A 9,923-nucleotide genomic window follows, 5' to 3' on the forward strand; every position below is an offset into this window, starting at 1 on the left:
CTATGAGATTGTCGATTTTTGTTGACGAATTTTCGAGGCGACACACCCTACGACTTGACTATATGTAAACAAAATTCTGAAACGTTTAGCAGTAGATTGCGTCAGTTTAGTAATTCTCAATCATCATCAAAAATCTAATTCTGACGCACCATTTATTCCGTGGTGCGTCAGTTTTGAGATTGTGAGTTTATGGCGAAAATCTCCCTACCTGACGCACCCTACTTCACTACCCAAAATCTTCATCAAACAATAAATTGTACCCAATCAACCTCTCTTCGCCTTCCCGGTGATGCCTGCGTAACAAGACAGTGCCCAACCTACATCATGTGAGTCAGAGGTACGGGAGCATTTTTATCCCAAATCCTAAATCCCAAAACCTCTTTGCCCAAACTGACCCTTTCTGTGCAAACCTAAAAAACAGCAGACACAATTTTATAGACTTTAATTACAGAACACTAGCAACCAGTTATGCAAACTCTGCCCAACCCAACTAAAACCGCATCTAGCCAACCAACCTTCGACACCGCCATCAAACGCCGCAAAACCCGTCCCGTCAAAGTCGGCAGTATCACGATCGGCGGAGGCAACCCAGTCGTCGTACAATCAATGATTAACGAAGACACCCTCGACATCGACGGATCAGTTGCAGGAATTCGGCGCTTGCACGAGATTGGCTGCGAAATCGTCCGCGTTACCGTGCCCAGCATGGCCCACGCCAAAGCTTTAGCCGAAATTAAGCAAAAATTGCACGAAACCTACCAACCCGTCCCCCTCGTCGCCGATGTCCACCACAACGGGATGAAAATTGCCCTGGAAGTCGCCAAACACGTAGACAAAGTGAGAATCAATCCGGGGCTTTACGTGTTCGAGAAGCCGAAAGCCGACAGAAGCGAATACACTGACGCGGAATTCGCGGAAATTGGGGATAAAATCCGCGAAACCCTGGAACCTCTGGTGATTTCCCTGCGAGATCAAGGTAAAGCTTTGCGAATCGGCGTCAATCACGGTTCCCTCGCGGAACGGATGCTGTTTACCTACGGCGATACTCCGGAAGGTATGGTGGAATCCGCCCTGGAATTTATTAGAATTTGCGAGTCTCTCGACTTTCGCAACATCGTGATTTCCCTCAAAGCCTCCCGCGCGCCGGTGATGGTGGCTGCTTACCGCTTGATGGCGCACCGGATGGACGAATTGGGGATGGATTACCCGCTGCATTTGGGCGTTACGGAAGCTGGCGATGGCGAATACGGGCGCATCAAATCCACGGCTGGTATCGCCCCGCTGTTGGCTGACGGTATCGGCGACACTATCCGCGTCTCCCTGACTGAGGCGCCGGAAAAGGAGATTCCTGTCTGCTACAGCATTCTGCAAGCTTTGGGATTGCGGAAAACTATGGTTGAGTATGTGGCTTGTCCTTCCTGCGGCCGCACTTTGTTTAATTTGGAGGAAGTGTTACATCAAGTGAGGGAGGCGACGAAGCATCTGACTGGTTTGGATATTGCTGTGATGGGCTGTATTGTCAATGGGCCGGGGGAAATGGCTGATGCTGATTATGGCTATGTCGGGAAGCAACCGGGTTTTATTTCTCTGTACCGGGGGCGGGATGAAATTAAGAAGGTTCCTGAGTCTGAAGGTGTGGCAGAATTGATTAATTTGATTAAGTCGGACGATCGCTGGGTTGAACCTGAGTAGATTCTTTCTCTGTTGTTAAATTTCGACAGTCCGACAGTCCGACAGGGGTTGAAACCCCTGTCTCATAGCTGAAGTCGGTTTAAACCGACTGAAGAGCACCTTTGTCAGAAACAGCAGGGCCTGTTCCACAAAGAGTGAGGGTTCTATTTAGGGTGGGAACGCGTTCCCGCCCTGAATAGAACTCGGCAAAGTTGAATAAATATGTATCCAAAATCCGACCAAGCCTTGCCTGTGTTAGATTGGGCGTGATTATTCTGAACTCTTTTCCTCCCGCGCGTCAGACAAATGGTTATAACAAAACGAGGGCTTGTTTTAAGTGCAGCAGCGGTGTTACTCACTGCTGCAACTCTTGCCAACACTGGTTGCAGTTCTAAATCCCTGGCTTCTTTTAGGGGAAGTCCTAAAGAATTGGTTGATGAAGTTTGGCAGATTATTGACAAAAGTTATGTTGATGGCACTTTTAACCAGGTTGACTGGAAAGCGGTGCGGAATGATTATTTGAACCGGACTTATACTAGCGATGAGGAAGCTTATAAAGCAATTCGTGAAATGCTCAAAAAGCTTGACGATCCTTATACGCGGTTTATGAACCCGGAAGAGTTCAAAAATATGCAGGTTGAAACTTCTGGTGAATTGACAGGAGTTGGGATTCAGTTGACTCAAGATGAGAAAACTAAGAAGTTGGTGGTGATTTCTCCCATTGAGGATACTCCGGCTTTTACTGCTGGTATTCTAGCAAAAGATATCATTACTAAGATTGATGGCAAGAGCACGGTCGGTATGGATACGAATCAAGCGGTAAGTTTGATTCGCGGCCAGGCTAATACTGAGGTGACTCTGACTATTTTGCGGGACACAAAGGAAATAGATTTTAAGCTCAAACGCGCTAAAATTGAAATTCATCCGGTGCGGAAGTCGGTGCAGAAAAGCCCGATCGGCGAAATCGGCTATATTCGCTTAAATCAGTTTAGCGCGAACGCTGCATCGGAAATGCGATCGGCAATTAAGGATTTGGAACAGAAAAAGGTGACGGGCTATATTCTAGACTTGCGTTCCAATCCGGGCGGCTTGCTCTACGGCAGTATTGAAATTGCTCGGATGTGGCTCAAAGAAGGTACGATCGTCTCTACGGTCGATCGCGTCGGTGAAGCCGATCGACAAACCGCAAACAAGGGAGAGATTACCGATAAACCCTTAGTTGTACTCGTAGACGGCGGTTCAGCAAGTGCTAGCGAGATTCTATCCGGTGCTTTACAAGACAACAAGCGCGCGGTTTTGGTGGGTACCAAGACGTTTGGTAAGGGTTTGGTTCAGTCGGTACGCGGCGTGGGAAATGGTGCAGGTTTGGCGGTGACAATTGCCAAGTATTTTACTCCTAACGGCACTGATATCAATCACATGGGAATTAAACCGGATTTTCTGGTTGAACTCACTGACGCTCAAAAACAGGAGTTGCGGCGCGATCGCGATAAAATTGCTACGACGGCAGATCCGCAGTACGCGAAAGCTTTGGAAATTTTGACTAATAAAATTACTGGTAAAACAGGAGATAGTAAGGCTGAGTCGAAACCGCAGGCGACGCCTTCTAAGCCCGCTGCGGCGAAGGCTAAGCCGAGTGCGGCACCTGCTAAATCTAAGTAGTTTTTAGTCACAAAAACTTGAGTAAAGAAGGACTAAAGTCCTCACTACGAACCTGGTTCGATCGTTCGGACTTTAGTCCTTCCAAGTTCGTTTATTGCGGTTGACATTTACCAGCGCGAATTAAACCGATGCGTCGGGCGATCGCATCTTCAGCAGAATCGTAAGGGCCCCACTGTTCTATAATAGTGGGGCTTTGCTGTGCGATTTGGGCGATCCTCTGCGAGGGCTCCGCCAACGGCAAAATCTCGCAATTACCAGCAGGACGTTTGACAATATAAAATTTATCTGATTCTGTCATAGCTAAATTCCTCAAGTAAAAGTTCAATACTAACTAATATAGGACGTACGGTTGAAACCGCATCTATACCAACGATGTCCGCCTCCACAGATTCAAAACAATAACGGTCTAATCTTCAACCCGCTCCCGTCGCGTGAATGTCTGACTTTCTGGCGGTTTCAACCGCCCCGTCTAATCTTGAAAATTGGGATAAGAATTAAAAAAAACTAACACTTTCGGAAGATGCCAGAAATTTTATTTATGATAAAAATATAGACATTTGTCTACACTGTGCATTATATCAATTCCGGTTGTACCGTCAGGTGATTTAACCTTTCTAGAACGCTCTTGACGCAGAGGGAGATCAGAGAGAGATGAATAATTCCTCGGCTAGGCGGAATTGATATTAAACACTTTCTGTTTTCACCAAAATATTCTAATCAATACCGAAAAAAACCATGCAATTTATTCCCAAAACACTCCCCGAAAAGCAACCAGAAATCATCCCAGTTAAAGAATCTCCCCCGCCTGAACTTGTTACTTTCGATGTCGGTGGGATGAAATGTGCGGGTTGCGCTGCATCAGTTGAACGCCAACTCATGCAGCATTCAGGCGTAATTTCGGCTTGCGTTAACTTGGCCGTAGAAGTCGCAACGGTTGAGTGTCAACCAGGGACTGTCGATGCAGAAGCTTTAGCGAAAAAGTTGACTGATAGCGGATTTCCATCTCAGTCTCGCTTAGGTGAAAATCAGCGGGATGCAGAAGCGGCGGCAATTGAACGGCGGCGGCAAGAAATTCGACAGCAAATCAATCAATTGTCGATCGCCCTTATTCTAATTATTCTATCCGGTTTAGGACACATACTCGGCACCAAAGCCCCAATTCTTAGCAATATTTGGTTTCACTGGGGACTCGCCACCCTCGCATTGCTGCTACCGGGCCGCCCGATTATCGTTGACGGCTGCCGCAGTTTGTGGCGAAATGCACCAAACATGAATACTTTGGTAGCTTTAGGCGCAGTCACGGCTTACACGGCTAGCAACGCGGCGCTGCTGTTTCCAAAGATGGGATGGGAGTGCTTTTTTGACGAACCCGTGATGCTTTTGGGCTTTATCTTGTTGGGCAAAACTCTCGAACAGCAAGCCAGACGGCGCGCTGCATCAGCTTTACAAGCTTTAATCGCACTACAACCAGCGACAGCCCGCTTAGTTGATTTTAAACTCCCTATTTTAGATTTGGACTCTCAAAAATTGCCTGCAAACTCGACATCTGCGGTCTACAATCCACAATACATTGAAATTCCAGCCGATCGCGTCCGAGTCGGAGAATGGCTGCAAGTTTTACCCGGTGAAAAATTTGCCGTAGACGGCGAAGTCTGCGAAGGCAAAACAACCGTAGATGAATCGATGCTGACTGGCGAATCGATGCCAGTTTTGAAGCAACCAGGAGATACAGTCGCGGCGGGAACTATCAATAAATCCGGGGCAGTTGTGATGCGGGCAACTCGCACCGGTCAAGAAACAACTGTAGCTCAAATGGTGGCTTTGGTGCAAGCTGCCCAAACTCGCAAGGCGCCGATTCAACATTTAGCTGATACTGTCGCCGGATATTTTGTCTATGGCGTAATGGCGATATCGGCTTTAACTTTTCTATTTTGGTATTTTGCCGGAACTCATATTTGGCCTGCTGTGCTTTTAGGACACGATATGGGGCAAACAGGGCATTTGGGCATGGGGCATGGCGCATTGGCTGTGGGAAATCAATTATCAATTACCGATTACCAATCGCCTTTGTTGTTAAGTTTGAAATTGGCGATCGCAGTTTTAGTCATTGCTTGTCCTTGTGCTTTGGGACTGGCTACCCCAACTGCAATTTTAGTTGGTTCTGGTATCGGGGCAGAGCGCGGACTTTTAATTCGCGGTGGCGATGTTTTAGAACGAGTGCATCAATTAGATACTGTGGTTTTTGACAAAACTGGGACTCTGACAACTGGAAATCTCACACTCACTGATTATTTGCCGATTTTCCAGAATTCTGAGTTGGATTTGAACTCGGATATTAATGTGGGAAACAAACAAGATGCTTGTGCCACAATTTCCACAATTTCCACAATTGACTCAAAACTGCTGCAAATTGCCGCAGCAGTGGAAAGAGGGGCTTGTCATCCCATCGCCGCCGCGATTTTACTCGAAGCTCAACAGCAAGGTTTGCCGCTGCTAACTGCTGAGGATTTTTACACGGAACCGGGCTTCGGGGTTTCTGCTTTAGTAGAGGGCCAGCGGGTGTTCGCGGGGAATGCTGAGTGGATGAACCAGCAGGGCGTCGCTGTGGCGGCGGAACTTTTGGAGGCTTGCCAAGGCAAAACGGCGGTTTACGTTGCTTCTGGGGGCGTTTTGCTGGGGGTAATCGGGCTAAAAGATACTCTGAGACCGGATGCTAAGGTGGCAGTCGATCGCCTGCGGGGTATGGGATTGCGGGTAATCATGCTGACGGGCGATACGGCGTCGGCGGCTTTGGTGGTGGCACAGCAGCTAGGTTTGACGGCGGCTGATGTTTTGGCCCAAGTGCGGCCGGAGGGGAAAGCTCGGGCGATCGCCAGTTTGCAAGCCCAAGGCTGTAAAGTGGCTGTAGTGGGAGATGGTATCAATGATGCTCCGGCTTTGGCTCAAGCTGATGTCGGTATCGGTTTGCACTGTGGCACCGATGTCGCGGTTGAGACTGCTCAAATTGTGCTGATGCGAAATGCTTTGATGGATGTTGTTGAGTCGATCGACCTTGGTCGCGCTACTTTTAATAAGATTCGCCAAAATTTGTTTTGGGCTTTTGCTTACAATACTCTGGGAATTCCAATTGCGGCCGGTCTCTTGCTGCCTGCAACTGGAATTTTACTCAGTCCTGCGGCAGCCGGGGCATTTATGGCGTTTAGTTCTGTTAGCGTTGTTACCAATTCTTTGCTACTGCGCCGGAAGTTTCGAGTTTAAATGTATGGCTTCCAAATAAAAGTCATCAGTCATTGGTCATTAGCTAGGAACTAATGACCAATGACTGATCACTCACGACTGATAATGTATAGCTACAGTGCCATACTTTCCAAAAGCCGCCAGTTATTATTTTTCATAACTGAACGACTGACTAGCTCGAACATTTGACGGCAGTGGTTATTGGTTTGCAGGGGCAATTCCTCGTTTTTGATCACGAAATTCATGCGAACTTCCGAGTCACTAGCCGTGTTTTTCTCAATTAGGACTTCGGCGGTGACCAGTTTCGGAATCGAAACTTGACCGGGAAGTTCGCGAGCCATCAGTGAATCTCCTGTATTGTAGATAATATCAAGATTGCATGACTCTAAAATTTCAATCAGGGACTGACGGAGGCGGTCCATCGGAACTGCAACGATAAAAAAACCAGTATAGCGAGCCATAGAAAACTCCAACCATGAGGCACTGAGACTTTATTATCATACCGAACCTAGAACAGATATACGGGAGGATTCATATTTATTTTATTGAGGTGCAAAGTTAGGCAATGAAGGGCAAACTTATCGTATTTGAGGGGGTAGAAGGTGCAGGAAAAACTACTCAAATGCAGCGATTGATACATTGGCTGCAATCAACTGATTTTCAGAAAGTCCGATTGGTGGCTACTCGCGAACCTGGGGGTACGGAGTTGGGACAAGGACTGCGGCATTTGTTACTAAAACAAGATCCGGGTGAATCTGTATCCGATCGAGCAGAATTACTCATGTACGCGGCCGATCGCGCTCAACACGTCGAAACTTTTCTGAAACCCGAGTTATCCAAAGGAACGATTGTTTTATGCGATCGCTTTACAGACTCTACGATTGCTTATCAGGGCTACGGCCGCAATCTTAACTTAAATTTAATTAAGCAGTTGAATGAAATTGCCACAGGCGGCTTGGAAAGCGATCTGACTTTGTGGCTGGATATTAATGTGGAGGATGGTTTAGCGAGGGTAAGGGCCAGGGGAGAGCGCGATCGGATCGAGCAAGCTGATTTGCAGTTTCACAAGCGGGTACAGCAAGGTTTTACGGAGTTGGCCGAGTCAAATAAATCTCGAATTTTCCGGATCGATGCCGATCGCTCTGAAGACGCCATCGCCCAGGAAATTAAAGGTATCGTAACTCGCAAATTAAAAAGTTGGGGCTATTGAAATAATCCCTATTCTGAAAACTAGGCTGACATATGTGGCGAGAAACCGGGTTTTTTACCAAAATATTTGCTGAAAATCCTCAATTAAGATGAAAAACCCGGTTTCTTCGTGGTAACTAACTAACCGTAGAGTGAATTAGGGGTCAAAGTCAAAATCCTTGAATCAGTATTCATCATCACATTCAGTCCCCGCTCCGCACCCTACAATAACTTCCTTCTATCAACGGTCAAGCGGTCAAGCGGTCAACTGTCAAGCGGTCAACTTCCTTCTATCAACTGTCAAGCGGTCAAGCGGTCAACTGTCACATGAACTATTTCACATCAGTAATCGGACAAAATCGAGCAGTAGAATTGCTAACCCAAGCAGTCGATCGCAACCGAATTGCTCCAGGTTATCTATTTGTCGGCTCCAACGGCACCGGCAAAAGCTTAGCCGCCCAGTGTTTCATTGAACTTTTATTCTCAGTCAATCTTCCCGAAAGGCGATCGACAGAATCAGTACAAAATCGCGTGAGACAGCGAAATCATCCAGACTTGCTCTGGGTTGAACCAACATACATGAACCAAGGCAAACGGCTGTCCTCAAAAGAAGCAGAAGAAGCAGGCTTAAAGCGGAAAGCACCGCCACAAATTCGTTTAGAACAAATTAGAGAAATCGGTGAATTTCTGAGCAGGCCACCCCTAGAAGCTGGGCGCTCCGTCGTAGTTTTGGAACAAGCAGAAACAATGGGTGAAGGAGCAGCCAACGGCTTGTTAAAAACCTTGGAAGAACCGGGAAAAGCCGCCTTAATTTTAATTGCTCCGACGGTGGAAACTTTACTGCCCACTTTGATTTCCCGCTGTCAAAAAATCCAGTTTTCGCGGCTGAATCCCCAAGCAATGACACAAGTTTTGCAGCAAGCTGGATTCGCCGAGATTTTATCCCATCCCGAGGTAATGGGTATGGCCCAGGGAAGCCCTGGAGAAGCAATTGCAATTTGGCAGCAACTGCAATCAATACCCGAGGATTTGCTGCAAAAAGTCAAGCAGTTGCCTCAAAACCTTCGCTCAGCTTTGGAATTGGCGAAGGAAATTGATAAAAATTTAGATACTGAATCTCAGTTGTGGTTGATTGATTATTTACAGCACTGTTACTGGCAGCAATTTTTAGCAGGCCGAATTAGCCGATCGCCCTTAGATCCCTTAGAAAAAGCCCGACAATATTTGCTAAACTACGTACAGCCGCGATTAGTCTGGGAATGCACACTAATGGGAATCTGTCAACCATAATAAATAAAAGTGCCAATTGTTACTCCAATAGCATGACTAAGTAATCTACCTAATTAAATATAAAAAGCTGGATAAAAAGCTTGCTGTATATGTCTTCTTCCGACTTGGATGTATCTTCTTCTTATGTTTTCTTACTTCCATCCGTTACATCCGTTACATCCGCTACAGAATCCGTTGCCGAACTTCCTTCTTATTAACACAATGGAAAAAGCCACATTTGCCGCCGGTTGTTTTTGGGGAGTCGAACACAAGTTTCGCACCGTTGCGGGTGTAGTTTCGACGGCTGCGGGCTACACAGGAGGTCACTGGCCCAATCCCTGCTACCTGGATGTCTGCGCCCGAGTCACCGGTCACGCAGAAGCTGTGCTCTTGGAGTACGATCGAGCGATCGTGAGTTACGAAACACTGCTAGATATATTCTGGAACTGTCACGATCCAACGCAAATCAATCGCCAAGGCCCCGACCGAGGCGAACAATACAGGTCTGTGATTTTTTATCACAATTGGGAACAAGAAAAAGCCGCTCGTGCTTCCAAACAAAAATTGCAAATTTCCGGTAAATACGACAAAGATATTGCCACCGAAATAAAACCCGCTGGTGAATTTTATATGGCAGAGGACTACCACCAACAGTATATTGAAAAGAAGCGGCAGCCCTCCCCGCAGACCGATTGATTTGCATCGACTTAATTATTAGTCATTAATTATATTCTGTCTGCCATAACAACCACAATCAAATTCGTTGATAATCAGAGGACTGAAGTCCTCACTACGAACCTGATAATCAGAGGACTGAAGTCCTCACTACGAACCTATAAAATTCTATTTCCCCAAACAAAAAGCGCCCCTATTTCTAGGGGCGCTTTTTGACTATC

At 46.8% G+C, this 9,923-nt stretch carries 8 protein-coding genes; 6 read left to right on the plus strand and 2 right to left on the minus strand.

Going from position 1 to position 9,923, the window contains the following annotated elements; genetic code table 11:
* Window positions 1–468 precede the first annotated feature (468 nt).
* Complete coding sequence (gene ispG / locus QT974_RS18315) at window positions 469–1,692, plus strand: (E)-4-hydroxy-3-methylbut-2-enyl-diphosphate synthase (RefSeq protein WP_333469865.1); 1,224 nt, start codon at window positions 469–471, stop codon at window positions 1,690–1,692.
* Window positions 1,693–1,977: 285 nt separating this feature from the next.
* Window positions 1,978–3,333 carry a carboxyl-terminal processing protease CtpC gene (gene ctpC, locus QT974_RS18320; protein WP_333469866.1) on the plus strand — a complete coding sequence of 452 codons (1,356 nt, stop codon included), beginning with the start codon at window positions 1,978–1,980 and terminating at the stop codon, window positions 3,331–3,333.
* Window positions 3,334–3,424: 91 nt separating this feature from the next.
* Here the strand turns inward: ctpC and QT974_RS18325 are convergent, their stop codons facing one another.
* Complete coding sequence (locus QT974_RS18325; RefSeq protein WP_333469867.1) at window positions 3,425–3,631, minus strand: DDE transposase family protein; 207 nt, start codon at window positions 3,629–3,631, stop codon at window positions 3,425–3,427.
* Window positions 3,632–4,068: 437 nt separating this feature from the next.
* Here QT974_RS18325 and QT974_RS18330 point away from each other — a divergent pair, with 437 nt between their 5' ends.
* Window positions 4,069–6,591, plus strand: a complete 2,523-nt coding sequence (locus tag QT974_RS18330; protein ID WP_333469868.1) for a heavy metal translocating P-type ATPase — start codon at window positions 4,069–4,071, stop codon at window positions 6,589–6,591.
* A gap of 92 nt (window positions 6,592–6,683) precedes the next feature.
* Here QT974_RS18330 and QT974_RS18335 read toward each other — a convergent pair whose 3' ends face one another.
* Window positions 6,684–7,031: a hypothetical protein gene (locus QT974_RS18335; protein WP_333469869.1), complete on the minus strand. Its 348-nt coding sequence runs from the start codon at window positions 7,029–7,031 to the stop codon at window positions 6,684–6,686.
* Between the two features lie 104 nt (window positions 7,032–7,135).
* Here QT974_RS18335 and tmk point away from each other — a divergent pair, with 104 nt between their 5' ends.
* From tmk to msrA, 3 genes are all read left to right on the plus strand, one after another.
* Window positions 7,136–7,780 (plus strand): dTMP kinase, encoded by a 645-nt coding sequence (tmk, locus tag QT974_RS18340; RefSeq protein ID WP_333469870.1) that lies wholly within the window; start codon window positions 7,136–7,138, stop codon window positions 7,778–7,780.
* Between the two features lie 305 nt (window positions 7,781–8,085).
* A complete protein-coding gene (locus QT974_RS18345; RefSeq protein ID WP_333469871.1) occupies window positions 8,086–9,048 on the plus strand; it encodes a DNA polymerase III subunit delta' in 963 nt (320 codons plus the stop codon).
* A gap of 201 nt (window positions 9,049–9,249) precedes the next feature.
* Entirely contained in the window at window positions 9,250–9,723 is a 474-nt protein-coding gene (gene msrA, locus QT974_RS18350) for a peptide-methionine (S)-S-oxide reductase MsrA (protein ID WP_333469872.1), read from the plus strand.
* Window positions 9,724–9,923: the final 200 nt, after the last annotated feature.

This window comes from Microcoleus sp. BM001215392 (genome assembly GCF_036700185.1).
Taxonomy (GTDB): Bacteria; Cyanobacteriota; Cyanobacteriia; order Cyanobacteriales; family Microcoleaceae; genus Microcoleus.

What these genes read in the sequence shown, in the direction of transcription:
- ispG (WP_333469865.1), top strand. Translation starts at nt 469, where the DNA reads ATGCAAACTCTGCCCAACCCAACTAAAACCGCATCTAGCCAACCAACC.
- ctpC (WP_333469866.1), top strand. Translation starts at nt 1,978, where the DNA reads ATGGTTATAACAAAACGAGGGCTTGTTTTAAGTGCAGCAGCGGTGTTA.
- QT974_RS18325 (WP_333469867.1), bottom strand. Translation starts at nt 3,631, where the DNA reads ATGACAGAATCAGATAAATTTTATATTGTCAAACGTCCTGCTGGTAAT.
- QT974_RS18330 (WP_333469868.1), top strand. Translation starts at nt 4,069, where the DNA reads ATGCAATTTATTCCCAAAACACTCCCCGAAAAGCAACCAGAAATCATC.
- QT974_RS18335 (WP_333469869.1), bottom strand. Translation starts at nt 7,031, where the DNA reads ATGGCTCGCTATACTGGTTTTTTTATCGTTGCAGTTCCGATGGACCGC.
- tmk (WP_333469870.1), top strand. Translation starts at nt 7,136, where the DNA reads ATGAAGGGCAAACTTATCGTATTTGAGGGGGTAGAAGGTGCAGGAAAA.
- QT974_RS18345 (WP_333469871.1), top strand. Translation starts at nt 8,086, where the DNA reads ATGAACTATTTCACATCAGTAATCGGACAAAATCGAGCAGTAGAATTG.
- msrA (WP_333469872.1), top strand. Translation starts at nt 9,250, where the DNA reads ATGGAAAAAGCCACATTTGCCGCCGGTTGTTTTTGGGGAGTCGAACAC.